Source organism: Halopelagius fulvigenes, from assembly GCF_055398025.1.
In genome coordinates, this window is sequence record NZ_AP043846.1 from 1,288,489 (window position 1) to 1,303,855 (window position 15,367).

Below are 15,367 nucleotides of genomic sequence, written 5' to 3' on the forward strand. Positions count from 1 at the left end.
CGAACCGAACGTCTGCGATGCGCAGAGGCGTCCGACGCCTACCCAGAAAGTTGAAACCCGGCGACGGCGAAGCCGTGAGCGATGACTCACGACGAGGAGGAGTCGGGCGGCGACGCCGACGCCCCGCCCCTCTCACCCGAGGCGAGACGGGAGGCGGGGGACGCAGACGACTTCTTCACTCGTGTCCGGACGGCGGAGACGGGAGCGCTCGCCTTCGCCCGCGAGGCGGCGGTCAGCCTCTCCATCGTCGTCGCGATCGGACTGTTGCTCTACCTCGTCAGCGGCGTCTGGCCGCCGATGGTCGCCATCGAGAGCGGGAGCATGGAACCGCACATGGAACGCGGTGACCTCGTCTTCATCAGCGACCCCGACCGGTTCAGCCCGGAGTACGCCTTCGAGCAGACCGGCGTCGTACCGGTGGAGGTCGGCGAGGAGAGAGGGTATCGGACGCTCGGCGGGAACGGGTCCGTCGTCGTCTACGACCCGCCCACTCGGTTCGGGTCGCCGATAATCCACCGCGCCCACTTCTGGGTCGAGGAGGGCGAAAACTGGTACAGTGAGGCGAACCCGCAGTACGTGAGCGCCGACAACTGCGCGGAACTGTCGAACTGTCCTGCGCCGCACGCGGGGTTCATCACGAAGGGCGACGCCAACTCGCGGTACGACCAAGCGAGCGGTATCGCCGAACCCGTCAAGAAGGGGTGGATAGAGGGCGTCGCCCACATCCGCGTCCCGTACCTCGGCTACATTCGACTGAAGCTCGCGGGACTGTTCCTCTCGACGCCCGTCGACACCTCGGCGTCGATGGCGGACTCTGCGTCGGTGACAGATTCGGCGGCGGCTGACTCCGAACCCCTTCGCTTCGAGTCCACGCGAGAGAGAGTAGCCGAACCGAGAACGGTCGAGAAGGGGGCGCTCGAACCGAGAATACTCGCGGAGAGAGCTGACGCGGCGGCGACGACGGCGTTCGACCCGTGGTCGGCGGGCGCGTAGTTTTCGACTCGCAGTCGGTGGCGCGTCGGTTCGAGTCGAACCGACGGTCAGTCGGACAGCAGGTCAGTGAAACGGACGGTCAGTTGTCGAAGCGGGCCTGGACGAACGGTTGCGCGTTCTCGATGTCGCCGAGTCGGGAGTCCGAGAGGAGGACCGCCTCGGTCTCGTCGATGGGAACCGACAGCGAAATCTCCTTCGTGCGGCCGTAGCGCCCCTTCGAGACGACGACGGCGTTGACGATGCCGAGCATGTCGAGTTCCGAGATGAGGTCGGTCACGCGCCGTTGGGTGAGGACGTCGGCGTCTATCTCCTCGCAGAGGCGCTTGTAGATGTTGAACACCTCGCCGGTGTTGATGTTGCGGACGCCGTTCTTCTCCAAGAGGATGGTCGCAAAGAGGACGATCTTCGACTGGGTGGGGAGGGTCCGGACGACTTCGACCACGCGGTCGAGTTCTATCTTGTCTTGGGCCTGCCGGACGTGGGCCTCCTCGACGGTGTCGGACTGCCCGCGTTCCGCCAGTTCGCCCGCGGTCCGCAGGAGGTCGAGTGCGCGTCGCGCGTCGCCGTGTTCCTGCGCGGCGAAGGCGGCACAGAGGGGGATGACGTCGTCGGTGAGTGCGCCGTCTTTGAACGCTACGTCCGAGCGGTGTTGGAGGATGTCGCGGAGTTGGTTCGCGTCGTACGGCGGGAACACGATCTCCTCCTCGCCGAGGGAGGATTTGACCCGGGGGTCGAGGAAGTCGGTGAACTTCAGGTCGTTCGAGATTCCCATGATGGAGATGCGGGAGTTGTCGAGTTCGGAGTTCATCCGCGAGAGGTTGTAGAGGGTGTCGTCGCCCGATTTCTCGACGAGTTTGTCTATCTCGTCGAGCATGATGACGACGACGCGTTCGTTGTAGTCCACCGCGTCGAAGAACGTCGTGTACACGCGGTCGGTCGGCCACCCGGTCATCGGGACGGCCTCCATCTCCTCTAAGTCCTCTTCGAGCCGCGAAATCCGCTGTTCGACGGCGGCGACGGAGTCGAACTCGGTGTCGGTCAGTTCGTTCACCGACTCCGCGGCGCGGGCGCGCAAGTCGCGCAGGCGGTCGAGTTCGCGTTCGATGTACGCCTCGTTCTTCTCGATGAACTTGTTGGCGAGCTGCGCGAGGACCCGATACTGCGTGTCGGTCACCTCGCAGTTGATGTACTCCACCTCGCAGGGGACGTCGTACTTCTGGGAGGTCGACTCCAGTTCCTGGCTGACGAACTTCGCGCTCGCCGTCTTCCCGGTCCCCGTCTTCCCGTAAATGAGGATGTTCGACGGCGTCTCGCCCCGGAGGGCGGAGACGAGAATCGTCGCCATCTGGTTTATCTGCTCGGTCCGGTGGGGGAGTTCGTGCGGCGTGTACGACGGGCGGAGAACCTCCTTGTTCTCGAAGATGGGTTCGCCCGACAGCAAGTCGTCGAACAGGCCGCGACTGTCGCCGTCGTCGTCGTCGTCGAGGACGACTTCGTCGAGGCTCACGTCCGGCGCCTCCCCGTCCGTTCCGTCGGACGCCGCGGAGGGGCCGATGCTCTCTCGAATGTCGATGTCCTCGGCCGTGACCGGGTCGTCTTCGGTCGCGGCGGGGCCGTCTCCGGACTCCGGCCGGCGGTCGTCGGACCGCCGTTCGGCCGCGTCGGACTGCGTCCGGGAGGCCGACGCGCGGCGCGCGTCGGCGTCGTCGGTCCGTTCGACCGTCTCGTCGTCGTTCCGGTCGTCGTCGTTCCGGTCGTCGGCGTTCGCTGCGTCGCTGCGCTGTTCGTCGTCCGATGCGTCGCTATCCGGTGTATCGTTGTTCCGTGCGTCACTATGCGGTGGTTCCTGTCCGCCGCGCTCTGTACCGTCCTCGTCTGCGTCCCCGTCGCGCGGAGTGTCTTCGTCCATAGGTGCATACCCCCCGATTTCGAGTGGAAAACGGGCCGCAGACGGCGCACAGTCGGCGGAAGACGGTGTAGGACACCGATACTCCGCCGTCGCACCGAAGACGGCACGTCCAGATGATGCAGACGAACCAGACGAACAGGTGGTACAAAAAATTGTCTATCGGCATCAACGTTGAACCGTACGAGACGCGCACCGGTACCGTCGTTCGACTGTTCGCCCGAAGGGAATTTTCGGGTGTATCGTGGTGAGTGCCGCGACTCCCGGTGAGAACGGAGAGAGTCGGAAACCGATCGACCCCCTGAGTCCGCTCGTTGCTTCGAGTGCGGTCGAACCGCCGCGGATGCCGGCGGTGCCTCGCCGTCTCCTCCTCACGTCTGTCGTTCCCCGCGCGACTCTTTCTCGTCCGAGGGCATCGTTTCGACTCTGCGCCGCCTCGTCGGTCTCGTCCCCACCTCCGTTTCCACTCGCGGAGGTGGCGGCGACAGTCGAGTTCGGAACGCGGACGGATTCGAACGGCGCGTTCGCACGCCGAACCCCCTTCGTTTCGACTGGAAATCGCCGGCGTTCGACTCGAAGCCGAAAGCGCTTACCGGCCGTTTTCGGCCTCGAATTCGCGGTTTCGTCGCGGACTGTGTAGGGTGTTCTCTATTGGCGCGCTCCGTCGAGGGTGCGGATCGGGTTCGACACGAAACGGAGGGGAGCACCCCCACACCCCTTCGTTTCGGGTGGAACCGCCGAAAGGGTGGGTGGGGTGCAAAGCCGTCTTTCGAACCGGGTAGTTTTATCACGGTGGGGATGCAACCATATCCGTAGAACAGTAAGAGACATTATATTGAGTTGGGTGTTGGTTGTATTAACTAGGCTAGCCGCTGACTCGGCAACCCACCCCCACCCTCGGGAGGGTTTCCACCCGAAACGAAGGGGTGGGGGTGTTCCGCCGTCCGTCCCGAATTCGCCCTCCGCCTCGTCCGCGTTCCCCGTCTCTCGGTCCGACCCGTCTCGCCTTTCGTGTCCTGCCTCCGTCTTACTCACCCTCACCCTGTCTGTCCTTCCGTCCTCTGCGTCTCCGCCGCCCTCGGCGTCTCTGTTCTCGACCCACAACGCTTCCTTCCCGCACTCACGTCTCTCGTACTCCGTCTTTCGTACTTCTCGTCCGTTTTTCGTACCTCCCCTGTCTCTCGCATTCGTCCGTCCTCGTCGCTGCTTCGTCTCCCGCGGCCCGCGTACGGGAGAACACGCGATAGTTCGAATGGAAACGAAGGGGGAACGCGAGGAGACGGTAGCGGATTCGAGACAGGAGACCGCCGGTCGATCCGACCGTCCGTCGCTGACCTCACTCACGCGCGCGGTGACTATCCCGATTTAGGTGTCAGTTAGTCTCGTCCTTCGGCCGAGAGAGTCGTTCCGCCGCCGAGGAACGTGTCGGCGCGTCTCCGGAGAAACGCCCCCGACTACTCTCCACCCGAAACCGGGGCGTCGGGAGGTGCTCGGATGGTTCGGAAGTTCCCTGCGGGTCCGAAGGTACCGAAGGAGTTCGGTTCGCGCGGGCGCCGTTCTTCGATGCGGCCGCGACGGGGTGACCGGTCGGACGGCGAACGATACCGCTTCGCGCCGAACGGTTGAGTACGGGGGCCTAACGGCGTGTTAAACCTATTTCAATTCGGATAAATGAGGTGTGAAAATGACTGTCGTCTGACGTAGTGTTTAAGTGGGCCCGGAAATGTGGTACCTCCATACGCCCCTCCACGACGGAGTCGGGAGGTGCGGGAGGCTAGGATGGGTCTGCTCACAGATTTAAGAGACAGTATCTCACGGGTCGTCGACCGGATGTTCTCGGACGCAGAGCCGAGACGGATCGGCATTTACGGACCGCCGAACGCCGGAAAAACGACCCTTGCGAACCGTATTGCACGCGACTGGACCGGTGATGCCATCGGGCCCGAGAGCCACATCCCTCACGAGACGCGCCGCGCGCGCCGGAAGGAGAACGTGGAAATCGAGCGTAACGGCAAGAAAGTCACAATCGACATCGTCGACACTCCGGGCGTCACCACGAAGGTGGACTACAAGGAGTTCCTCGACCACGACATGGAGAAGGACGACGCCGTGCGTCGCTCCCGAGAGGCGACAGAGGGTGTCGCCGAGGCGATGCACTGGCTGCGCGAAGACGTCGACGGCGTCGTCTACGTCCTCGACAGCACGGAAGACCCGTTCACGCAAGTGAACACGATGCTCATCGGGATCATCGAGAGTCAGGACCTGCCGGTGCTCATCTTCGCGAACAAGACCGACCTCGACGACTCGAACGTCCAGCGCATCGCGAACGCGTTCCCACAACATGAGACCGTTCCGCTCTCGGCGCTGGAAGGAAACAATATGGACGAAGTGTACGACAAGATAGCGGAGTACTTCGGGTGAGTATCATGCCTGAAGTCACACCCGGCAACACGGACGGAGTTCAAATCGACCTCATAAGCGGCGCCCGCATGGAGGACCTGACCAGCATGGAGAAGATCAGGCTCATCCTCGACGGCGTCCGCGACGGCAACATCGTCATCCTCGAAGAGGGACTGTCGCCGGACGAGGAGTCGAAACTCATCGAGGTGACGATGAGGGAGATCAGCCCCGACGAGTTCAACGGTATCGAGATAGAGACGTATCCGCAGTCGAAGGCGGGGAGCCAAGGGTTCCTCGGCCGGCTGATGGGGTCCGAAGAGACGAAGAAGCTCACCGTCATCGGACCGGCGAACCAGATAGAGACGCTTCACAAAGACGAGAACCTCATCAGCGCGCTCGTCTCCCGACGCTGACCGAACGCGCGCACGCACGCGACACGCGCCCCCGCGTTCGAGACGACTCGAACCGGGCGACCGACGGACGCCCGTCGCGCGCGCGAACGCGGAGCGAGAGACCGGCACACCACTCACACACACTCACCGACCACACAGATGCCCCACCAATGTACGAACTGCGGTAAGGTGTTCCCCGACGGCTCAAAGGAGATGCTCTCGGGGTGCCCCAACTGCGGCGGGAACAAGTTCCAGTTCCGTCCGTCCGGCAGCGCGGGGTCCACCGACGGTGCGGCGTCCTCGACGCGAACCGAGGGGACGGACCGTTCCTCCCCGAGTTCCACCTCGACACCGACCGACGCCGAACGAAGTCCGGCGGCCGACCGGGCGCAGTCCGACGCCGACTCGACTCGCCGAAGCGACACCGCTTCGACCGATTCGCAGTCGGCCGGACCCGAAACCGGCGGCTCCGCCTCGGAGACGTCGGCGGGTCGTCGGACGCAGTCCGAGGACGCGAAGTCTCCGACGTGGGCGCGCACCGCCGAACGCGCCGCCGACGTCGAGGACGACGACCGACCGGCGTCGAACGCGCCGGACGAAGCGACCCGCGACGCCTCGCCCGACGCGGCGGAGGGCGGAGGCGGCCTCTCGGGCCGCGCGAACCGCGCGGGGAAGTCGGTCCGCGACTGGGTGAACTCCCGCGGCACCGATCCATCGCAGGAAGAGGAGTCGGCTTCGGCCTCCGCCTCGGCTTCGAGCGCCAAGTCCGAGTCCGAGTCGCCCGAGGCGGGCGATTCGCCGCGGACCCCCGCCGAACGGAGTCCGCAGGCGCAGGAGCAGGGGCGTCCGAAGACGCCGGAGGACGCGCCCGCGCGCGGCGAACCCGAATCGGACCGGGAGGACTCCGCGCAGGCGAGTGCCAGAAGCGCGGTCGTCTCCCCGGACGAGATAGCCGCGGCGGCCGACCGCGCGGCGGTCGAGGAGGCGGACGGGCCGCCGACCGACGCCGACGGCACCGTCATCGAACCGCAGAGCGACGAGCGACCGGAACTCGACGAACTGCGGGAGGAACTGAACAGCCAGTTCGAGAGCATCAAAATCGTCGCGCCCGGCGAGTACGAACTGAACCTGATGGAACTGTACGACCGCACCGAGTACATCATCTCGCTCCGCGAGGACGGACGCTACGTCATCGAAGTCCCCGACTCGTGGGACGGCGAACCCGACGAGTGAACCGGCGGCCGGTCGCTCCCTCTTCTCGCCGACTCGCTCTCTCTCGCCGATCCGCTCTCACTTCTCTCTAACTCGTCCCGCCGACGTTCGGCGGACCGCGGTCGAGATGAAACGGCGGGGTTGTGATTCCGGCGCGTTCCGTCGATATTGAAGGCTTTAAGCACCGCGGCGAAATGGGTGATACCATGAGTAAGGCGACCAAACTCGTCCTCGGAACCGTCGGCGTCTCGGCCGTCCTCTCCATCGCGCTCATCGCAGTCATCGCGTTCGGCTGAAGGGTCTCGAACCCGTACACCGAACAGATGTTCGAGACGCGCGAACTCCCCGACGACGTCGCCGCCGTCCGAGACGAGCACGCACCCGACAGCCTCGTCCTCGACGTGGCGGCGGACTTCGAGACGATACCGCCCGCCGCGGCGGAGGACCTCGGCCTGTTAGCCGACTCTCTGGACCCGGCGACGTACCCCACCGCGTGGCTTCCCGACGACTCGCCGCAACTGCTCGTTCGCTACGCGGACACCGACTTCACCATCGGCATGCCGGGCGACGGCACCGTCGTCTGGACGCGACAGACCGTCCCGCCGGCGGTGTTCGCGAAGGCGCGCGCCGAGGGGACGCCCGAGGAGTTCCTTGATTTCCTCCTGGCGGAGGCGTTCGTCCAACTCGGGACGGGGGCACCCGAACACTTTCTGCCGTTCTTCGGGGAGCAGTACCGCGAACTCGACGAAGCGGTTCCCCTCCCGCCGAACGAGGTGTACCAGATAGCGACGGCCCTCTACGAGGCGTGGTTGGGCCTGCAGACGCGCCCGACGTTCGAGTCGTGGGCCGACGCACACCCCCGACTGCACGACGCGTGGACCGACGCGGGGGCGCGACTGGAGGGGCGACTGACGAACCTGCCGCGGGAAGTCGCGCGCGGGCGGACGTCCTTCGCCGACGCCACGGAGTTCGCGTGTTCGGCCGTCAAACACGGCCGCGAGCTGCCCGCGCCCTTCGCGGCCCTCGACACGCAGGCGTACGTGGAGTACGGCGCGTCCTACGGCGTTCGGTGGGCGCGGAAGACGTTCGAACGACTCGACGAGCGTTCGGCGACGGAGGGGTCGGCGGACGACTCGGAGTCGACGTCGTCGGAGGAGTAGCGCGTCTTCTTCGCGGGGTCGACTCGCGGTCGGTCCACCGGAGTCGATTCAGAAGTCGCCGGTGACCGTTCCGTCCACGGAGAGTTCGATGACGCCGTCGAACAGTTCGCGGAACCGTCCGACCGTCTCCTCGTCGTGCACCTCGTTCGAGAGGTGGAACAGGCCGACGGCGTCGTGTTCTTCGAGGAGTTCGAGGAGTTCGGCCGTCGCGTCGAGCGCCCGGTCCACGTCGGCGTAGTACGCCATCTCCGTCACCGAATCGACGCTCACGCGCACCTTGCCCTCGTGGGATTCGAGGAACCGACGCGTCTGCGTGACGATGCCGTCCAGGTCGTCGGGCGAGGAGACGTAGTGGACGTTGTCGCTCCCGCGCCGGGAGTACCCCCGTTCGACCGACAGGGTGTCGAGGATGACCGCGCGGGACTCGTCGACGTCGTAGTGTTCGAGCTTCTGTTCGACCTCCCGCGCCGTCGTGCGCGTGGAGACGACGAGGAAGTGATCGGTGTCGGTCTTCAGAAAGTCCGTGTCGATGCGGTCCGTCTCGCCGATGCTCGGGTGCAGGAGTAGGATTCCCGTCCCGCCGGAGATTGTCTCCGGCGTGTTCTCGATGGCGAGGGTGTAATCCATACGCAAGCCTGCGAGCGAGCGAACTTAATTATGCGGGTGCGACAAATCGACCGTCTCCGACGCTCCCGTGTCGTTTTTCCCTCGAATCGCCTCGCCGGTCGCTCGCTCAAAACAGCGTGTCGGCCGTCGCAGCGCCGATGACGCTGAACACCGACCCGATGCTGATCGCCTTCAGCGTCACCGAGATGACGTCCCACTCCAACGCGACGCCGAGTGCGACGAGTCCCCCGTCGCTCGCCAAATCGCTCAGGAACGTCCCCGGCGCGTTGAACGAGACGGCGAGGAGGAACACCGAGAGGTACGAGACGAGGATGAGGGAGATGAACCGGACGGGAATCCCACCCACGTCGTCTTCCCTGTCTGGGTCCCTCCCGTCGTCGGCTTTGTACAGCGCACCGTACCCGACGGAGAACACGATGACGACCGTCAGGAGGGCCTGCGCTCCGGACATCTCGCGCGCGAGACTCCACACCTCCTCCGTCACGACGAACGGTCCGGCCAGGAGGAAGCCGCCGACTACCTGTTGCGCCGAGTCCGAGAGTGCGTACCGGCGTCCGCGTCCCATGTTCCGCGTGTTGGGGTAACGACTGATAAAGGACGCGCCACGCCGTCGGCCGGAATCCGGGAGATTTAGTCGCGGCGGCCCCCTCCCTCCGGTATGAGCGTTCGAGAGGAGTTCGACGAGTGGGCGGCCGACGGCCGCGACAAGGGGATGGAGGACCGCCACTGGCACACCGCGAAGCACGCCCTCGCGCGGATGCCCGTCGAGGAGGGCGACGTGGTTCTCGACTTGGGGTGCGGAAGCGGGTACGTCGGGCGCGCCCTCCGCGAGACGAAGGGGGCGGGCCGGGTGTACGGCCTCGACGGGTCGCCGGAGATGGCGCGGAACGCGCAGTCGTACACCGACGACGGTTCGGTCGGATTCCTCGTCGGCGATTTCGACGAACTCCCGTTCGCCGACGACAGCGTGGACCACGTCTGGAGCATGGAGGCGTTCTACTACGCCGCGGACCCCCACCACACCCTCGAAGAAGTCGCCCGCGTCCTCCGCCCCGGCGGCACGTTCTTCTGCGCCGTGAACTACTACGAGGAGAACGTCCACTCCCGCGAGTGGCAGGAGTTCATCTCCGTGGAGATGACCCGGTGGTCCGCCGCGGAGTACCGCGAGGCGTTCCGCGACGCCGGCCTCCACGTCGCGGAACAGGACAACGTCCCGGACCGGGAGACAGAGATTCCGCCCGCGGACGCGTTCCCCACCGACGACTGGGAGTCCCGCGAGGACATGGTCGAACGCTACCGGACGTACGGGACGCTTCTCACGGTCGGCGTCGCCCCCTGAACGCCCGCCGTCTCCTCACTCACCCGCTTCGACGACGCGGGCGTCCGCCGCGTTGAACCCGACTTCCACGACGCCGTCGAGGGGGTCCGCCGTCCGGAGCGTTATCCGGTGTCCGTCGCAGTCCACCCGGACGCGAGTCGTCTCGCCGAGGAACTCCGCGTCCGCGACGCGCCCCCGGAGTCGGTTGATCGGTCCGCCGCCGTCCGCCGTCTCGGCTCTCGGCGCGCCGGTTCCCCCGTCCGAGTCCGCCGCGTCGCCGGACCTGCCTGCGAGGACGCGCATCCGTTCGGGGCGGACGCAGAACGTCACCGCCTCGCCCGCCTCGACGTCTCGGTCGGTCCGGACGAGGAATCTCCGTCCGCCGACGGCGACGAGAACCGAGGACTCGCCCGCCGCGTCAGCCGTGCCATCCGCACCCACGCCCGACCCCTTCGTTTCGTGTGGAGATGTTGATTCTTCGGCCCGTCCGACGAACACGTTGTTGTCGCCGACGAACTCCGCGACGAACCGAGTCCGCGGCCGGCGGTACACCGCCCGCGGCGCGCCGACCTGTTCGACCCGGCCGCCGTTCATCACCGCGATTCGGTCGGAGACGGCCAACGCCTCCTCCTGGTCGTGCGTGACGTACAGCGTCGTGATTTCGAGTTCCGACTGTATCTCCTTGACCGTCGCGCGCAGTCGTTCGCGCAGTTGGGCGTCGAGGGCGCTCATCGGTTCGTCCAAGAGGAGGAGGTTCGGCCCCGGCGCGAGTGCACGCGCGAGGGCGATTCGCTGCTGTTGGCCGCCGGAGAGTTCCGTGGGGTCTCTGTCCGCCGACTCAGGCAGGCCGACCAACTCCAGCAACTCCGCGACGCGTTCCTCGTCGGAGACTCCCCTCGGCGCGTCCGCGAAGCGGAGGCCGTAGGCGACGTTCTCGCCGACGGTCATGTGCGGGAAGAGCGCGTAGTTCTGGAACACGACGCCGACGCCGCGTTCCTCCGGGGGCACGCCGCGCATCTCCCGGCCGTCGAATCGAACCGACCCCGCGGTGGGTTCCTCGAAGCCCGCCACGAGGCGGAGCGTCGTCGTCTTCCCGCACCCCGAGGGGCCGACGAGGGTGAAGAACTCGCCGTCCTCGATAGCGAGGCTCACGTCCGAGAGCGCAGTCGTCGCGCCGTACTCCTTTCGCACGTCGTCGAGTTCGAGTCGCATCTTAGTCACCGTCTCCGTGAGATTCCGGCATCTACAGTCCCCCTCCGCCGCGGTACCGCCCGCCGAACCGCTCTATCACGACGAAACTGAGGCTCGTCACGAGGAGCAGGATGCACCCCATCGCCGTCGCGGGGCCGAGTCGCCGCCCGAGGTACCGTTCGACGGCGACGGGCATCGTGTAACTGGCGGACCCCTCCGCGAGGATGACCGTGGAGTCGAACTCCCCGACGCTGATGGCGAAGGCGAACGCCGCGCCCGCGACGACGCCCGAAGCGACCAGCGGAAGTTCCACGTCGAGGAGGGCCCGCGCCCGCGACGCGCCGAGACTGCGCGCGGACTCGACGAGCCTGGGGTCGAGGTTCCCCAAGAGGGGCGCGACGGTGCGCGTCACGAACGGGTACGCGACGACGGCGTGGGCGGCGACGATGGCCACCGCGCCCGTCACCTGCACCTCGGTGCCGAACGCCTCGACGCCGAAGACGAGTCCGCGGAGCAGTCCGAGTCCGACGACGATGCCGGACACCGCGAGCGGTGCCATCGCGAGGGCGTCCACCACCTTCCGGCCGCGGAACCGCCGCGTCGTCAGCACCGCCACCACGACGCCCATCGGCAGGGCGGCAGCGAGGGTGGCGACGCCGAAGACGAGCGAGTTGCGGACGGCCGGGAGCGGCCGCACCTGAAACGACGCCCCCGTACGCTGGCGTTCGAGCAAAAACAGGTAGTTGTCCAGCGTCAGTCCGCCCTGCGGGCCGGTGACGCTCCCGTACACCATCGACGCGACGGGGACGAGAAACACCGCGAGGACGACGACGGCGTACGCCGCGACGCCGACGCGGGGGAGGAGTTCTCGGAGCGACCGGTTCGGCGGTCGGAGGCGTCGGCGCGGAAGCGGACGCGCGCCCTGTCCCGCCCCGCGTTGTCGCCCCTCGTACCGGAGGTAGACGTACGTCAGGCCGAGCGAAATCGCCGTCTCTATCGCCGCGAGCGACGCCGCCCGGCCGTACTCCAGATTCCGCACCTGCGAGTAGATGAACACCTCCACCGTCGCCAGTTGGAACCCGCCGAGGGCGAGGACGATGGGGAAGGAGGCGAACGTGAAGATGAACGTCAGCGTCGCGCCCACGGCGACGGCCGGGAGCAACTGCGGGAGAACCACGTCGCGGAACGCCCGCGAGGGCGACGCGCCGAGACTGCGCGCCGTCTCGACGGCGGAGGCGTCCACGCTCTCCCACGCCGACGTGACGACGCGGGCGACAAGGGGCGCGTTGTAGAACGCGTGCGCGACGAGTATCGCGGGGAGCGTGTACAGCAGGTTCACCCGCGGGAGTCTGAGGAGTCCGAGGAAGCCGTTGAGCGTCCCGTTCCGCCCGAACGTCGCCACGAAGCCGATGGCGACCATTATCGAGGGCATGACGAACGGGAGGATGGTCAAAGAGCGGAGCGTCTCGCGGCCGGGAAACTCGAAGCGCGAGAGAATCCACGCGCCCGGCAGGCCGAGGGCGACGGCGGCGACGGTCGAGAGAAACGCCTGATAGGCGGTGAACCAGATGATGTCGCGCAGGTAGAACTCGGAGGTGAGGATTTCGAGGAGGGGTTCCGCCGAGAGTCGTCCCTCGACGAGGACGGCGTCGGCGAACACCGTCGCCACCGGGTAGTAGAAGACGACGAGGAGGACGAACGCCGTGGCGGCGGCTACGAGGGCGAGTGCGCGTCGCTCGGCCCACCGAACCGCCGCGCCGAGGAGGCCCACGTCACTTGCTCGCGAACTGTTGGGCCCACGCGTCCGTCCACTCACTGAGGTTGCCTTTCAGTTGGTCGTACGAAAAGGTCACCGCCTCGGGCGGTTCCTTCGCGTACTTGGCGAACTCCTCGGGCAGTTCCGCGGTGGTCGTCGCGGGGAACTGGACGTTCCGCACCGCGATCTCCGACTGCACCTCCGGTCGGAGCACGAAGTCCATGAACGTGCGCGCCAGTTCCGAGCGGTCCGTCCCGTCGAACAACGCCATCCCCTCGGGGTTCGCGTAGCCCTGGTCGTTCAGGAACCGAATCTGGTGCTTCGAGAGGTCCTCGCCCGACTCGTTGGCGTACACTTGGTCCGTCGAGTAGGAGACGACCATCGGCGCTTCGCCGTTCGAGTAGGCGGCGTACGACGACTCCCAGTCGCCGAGGACGCGCACGTCGTTCCGCTTCAACTGCTTCCAGTAGTCGAGGTAGCCGTCCTCGCCCTTCGCCTTCACCGTGTGCAGGAGGAACGCCTGCCCCGTCGCACTCGAGGTGGGGTTCTGCGTCAACAGGTCGCCGGAGAACTCCTCGCGCAGGAGGCCGTCGAACGTCTTCGGCGCGGCGAACCCGCCGTCTTCCTGCGTCTCGTCGTACACCAGCGAGATGTACCCGGTGTCGTACGGGACGGCCCGGCCCTGCGGGTCGAACTCTAGCGACTCCTTCACGTCGTCGCGACGGGAGAGGCCGTCCGCGGACGCAAAGAGCGGTTTGTCGAGTTTCTCGTCGAGGCGGATGAGCATGTTCACGTCGAGGCCGACGTACACGTCCGCCGCGATGTCCTCGCCGCGCATCGCTCGCTCGATGTAGTGGTTGACGCCCGAGTCCGGCGTCTCGTAGCGTATCGTCGCGTCGTTCTCGGACTCGAACGTCTCTTTCAGCCACGCGCCCGGACTCGTACTCGGGGAGTCCACGAACGCACCGTACGTCGCGACGACGAGCTCCGACGCCCCCTCGCCCGCGGTGCCTGTCGTCGTTCCGGTCGTCCCGGTGGATCCGCCGCCGCCGCCCGTCGTCTCCGTGGCGTCTCCGCCGCCGCCGGAGCATCCCGCGAGTCCCGCGACGCCGCCGACGCCCGCCGCCCGGAGAAAGGTTCGTCGTTTCATTACCGAGTAATTGTACCGAGTGATATTTAACACCCTTGACCTCGGGTTTCGCGGCGGCGACGCTCGGCGAACCTGTCAGGGGAACGGTTTTGTGCTCCCTCGCTAATCTGCCGTCGTGTCTCGAAACCGTCGCTACGTCTTGGGCGGTCTGTTCGTGCTTTTCGCCGTCGTGGCGGGCGTTCTCCTCTGGCAGGTCGTCGGGACCGTCTTCTTCGCTATCACCGTCGCGTACCTCCTCTCGCCGGTTCGCCGCCGACTCGTCGCCCGGGGACTCTCCCGGCGGTGGGCGAGTGCGGCGGCGACGGCGTTCGCCTTCCTCGCCACCGTCGCCGTCCTCTCCCCGTTGGCCGTCGCCGTCGTCCTCCGACTCGACGAACTGTTGGCGCTGTTCGAACTCGTCCCCGAGGTAATCCACGTCGAACTGTTCGGCTTCGTCTACGAGGCGACGCTCGACCAACTGATAACGCTCGTCTCGGTGTGGCTACAGACCGTCGCACGGCAGTCCGCCGCCGCCGCGCCGGTACTCCTGCTGAAGGCGACGCTCTTTACGCTCCTCGTGTTCTCGCTGCTGTTCTACGAGGAGGAGGCTCGGAGCGCGGCGCTGGCCGTCGTCCCGCCGTCGTACCGCGGCGTGGCCCAGTCGCTCAACGGCCGCGCCCGCGAGACGCTCCTCGCCATCTACGTCCTGCAGGCGGCCACCGCCGCCGGAACGTTCGTCCTCGCGCTTCCGGTGTTCTACCTCCTCGGCTACCAGTACGCCGTGACGCTCGCCACCGCCGCCGCCGTCCTCCAGTTCGTCCCCATCGTCGGCCCGAGTTTCCTGCTGGCGGGCCTCGGCGCGTACCACCTCGCCGTCGGCCAGACGGTCCAAGCCCTCCTCGTCGTCCTCGGCGGCGGGTTCGTCATCGGCTGGCTTCCCGACGTTCTCATCCGCCCGCGCCTCGCGCGCCGGACGGCGGACATCCCCGGCAGCCTCTACTTCGTCGGGTTCTTCGGCGGTCTGCTCACCCTCGGCCCCATCGGTATCGTCGCCGGCCCCCTCGTCGTCGGACTCGTCGTCGAGTCGGCGACGCTCCTCTCGGAGGAACTGAACGAGGGGGCGGTAGCGGAGACGGAACCCGAAGCGGAGGGTGAGTCCGCCGAGGGGGACGAATCCGCCGCAGAGAGCGAGTCCGTCACGGAAAAGGAACCATCCGCGGAGGACGAACCGCCCGCGGCGGGCGACTCGCCCGAGGAGACGCCGCGAACCGACCCCGAGTGAC

At 66.7% G+C, this 15,367-nt stretch carries 14 protein-coding genes; 8 read left to right on the forward strand and 6 right to left on the reverse strand.

The annotated features are described in order from the left end of the window. Positions 1–81 precede the first annotated feature (81 nt). Positions 82–993 carry a S26 family signal peptidase gene (locus ACZ522_RS11245; protein ID WP_379699542.1) on the forward strand — a complete coding sequence of 304 codons (912 nt, stop codon included), beginning with the start codon at positions 82–84 and terminating at the stop codon, positions 991–993. Positions 994–1,072: 79 nt separating this feature from the next. On the opposite strand, the gene ACZ522_RS11250 is transcribed toward ACZ522_RS11245, so the two are convergent. After that, positions 1,073–2,902: a Cdc6/Cdc18 family protein gene (locus ACZ522_RS11250; RefSeq protein WP_379699539.1), complete on the reverse strand. Its 1,830-nt coding sequence runs from the start codon at positions 2,900–2,902 to the stop codon at positions 1,073–1,075. 1,776 nt (positions 2,903–4,678) lie between these two features. Between ACZ522_RS11250 and ACZ522_RS11255 the strand changes: the two genes are divergently transcribed. The 5 genes from ACZ522_RS11255 to ACZ522_RS11275 all read left to right on the forward strand — a co-directional run bounded on the left by ACZ522_RS11255 (position 4,679) and on the right by ACZ522_RS11275 (position 8,063). After that, positions 4,679–5,320 carry an Era-like GTP-binding protein gene (locus ACZ522_RS11255; protein WP_379699536.1) on the forward strand — a complete coding sequence of 214 codons (642 nt, stop codon included), beginning with the start codon at positions 4,679–4,681 and terminating at the stop codon, positions 5,318–5,320. 5 nt (positions 5,321–5,325) lie between these two features. After that, complete coding sequence (locus ACZ522_RS11260; RefSeq protein ID WP_379699533.1) at positions 5,326–5,712, forward strand: DUF2073 domain-containing protein; 387 nt, start codon at positions 5,326–5,328, stop codon at positions 5,710–5,712. Positions 5,713–5,850: 138 nt separating this feature from the next. Further along, on the forward strand, positions 5,851–6,924 hold the full coding sequence (locus ACZ522_RS11265) for an OapC/ArvC family zinc-ribbon domain-containing protein (protein ID WP_379699531.1): 1,074 nt from the start codon (positions 5,851–5,853) through the stop codon (positions 6,922–6,924). A gap of 185 nt (positions 6,925–7,109) precedes the next feature. Then, positions 7,110–7,199: a hypothetical protein gene (locus tag ACZ522_RS11270; RefSeq protein WP_449404959.1), complete on the forward strand. Its 90-nt coding sequence runs from the start codon at positions 7,110–7,112 to the stop codon at positions 7,197–7,199. A 27-nt stretch (positions 7,200–7,226) separates the two neighbouring features. After that, positions 7,227–8,063, forward strand: a complete 837-nt coding sequence (locus ACZ522_RS11275; RefSeq protein WP_379699528.1) for a DUF7089 family protein — start codon at positions 7,227–7,229, stop codon at positions 8,061–8,063. Between the two features lie 48 nt (positions 8,064–8,111). On the opposite strand, the gene ACZ522_RS11280 is transcribed toward ACZ522_RS11275, so the two are convergent. Together ACZ522_RS11280 and ACZ522_RS11285 are read right to left on the reverse strand one after the other, a co-directional pair. Further along, positions 8,112–8,690, reverse strand: a complete 579-nt coding sequence (locus tag ACZ522_RS11280; RefSeq protein ID WP_379699526.1) for a DUF7090 family protein — start codon at positions 8,688–8,690, stop codon at positions 8,112–8,114. Positions 8,691–8,796: 106 nt separating this feature from the next. Then, complete coding sequence (locus ACZ522_RS11285; protein WP_379699524.1) at positions 8,797–9,255, reverse strand: DUF2391 domain-containing protein; 459 nt, start codon at positions 9,253–9,255, stop codon at positions 8,797–8,799. 93 nt (positions 9,256–9,348) lie between these two features. Between ACZ522_RS11285 and ACZ522_RS11290 the strand changes: the two genes are divergently transcribed. Continuing rightward, a complete protein-coding gene (locus ACZ522_RS11290) occupies positions 9,349–10,029 on the forward strand; it encodes a class I SAM-dependent methyltransferase (protein WP_379699521.1) in 681 nt (226 codons plus the stop codon). Positions 10,030–10,044: 15 nt separating this feature from the next. On the opposite strand, the gene ACZ522_RS11295 is transcribed toward ACZ522_RS11290, so the two are convergent. The 3 genes from ACZ522_RS11295 to ACZ522_RS11305 are packed head-to-tail and all read right to left on the reverse strand — an operon-like array spanning position 10,045 to position 14,105. Further along, positions 10,045–11,220, reverse strand: coding sequence for an ABC transporter ATP-binding protein (locus tag ACZ522_RS11295; RefSeq protein ID WP_379699519.1), 1,176 nt, complete (start codon positions 11,218–11,220; stop codon positions 10,045–10,047). Positions 11,221–11,251: 31 nt separating this feature from the next. Next, positions 11,252–12,970: an ABC transporter permease gene (locus ACZ522_RS11300; protein WP_379699517.1), complete on the reverse strand. Its 1,719-nt coding sequence runs from the start codon at positions 12,968–12,970 to the stop codon at positions 11,252–11,254. Position 12,971: 1 nt separating this feature from the next. After that, positions 12,972–14,105 (reverse strand): thiamine ABC transporter substrate-binding protein, encoded by a 1,134-nt coding sequence (locus ACZ522_RS11305; RefSeq protein ID WP_379699514.1) that lies wholly within the window; start codon positions 14,103–14,105, stop codon positions 12,972–12,974. Between the two features lie 115 nt (positions 14,106–14,220). Between ACZ522_RS11305 and ACZ522_RS11310 the strand changes: the two genes are divergently transcribed. Further along, on the forward strand, positions 14,221–15,366 hold the full coding sequence (locus tag ACZ522_RS11310) for an AI-2E family transporter (protein ID WP_379699511.1): 1,146 nt from the start codon (positions 14,221–14,223) through the stop codon (positions 15,364–15,366). The last annotated feature ends 1 nt before the right edge of the window (position 15,367 follow it).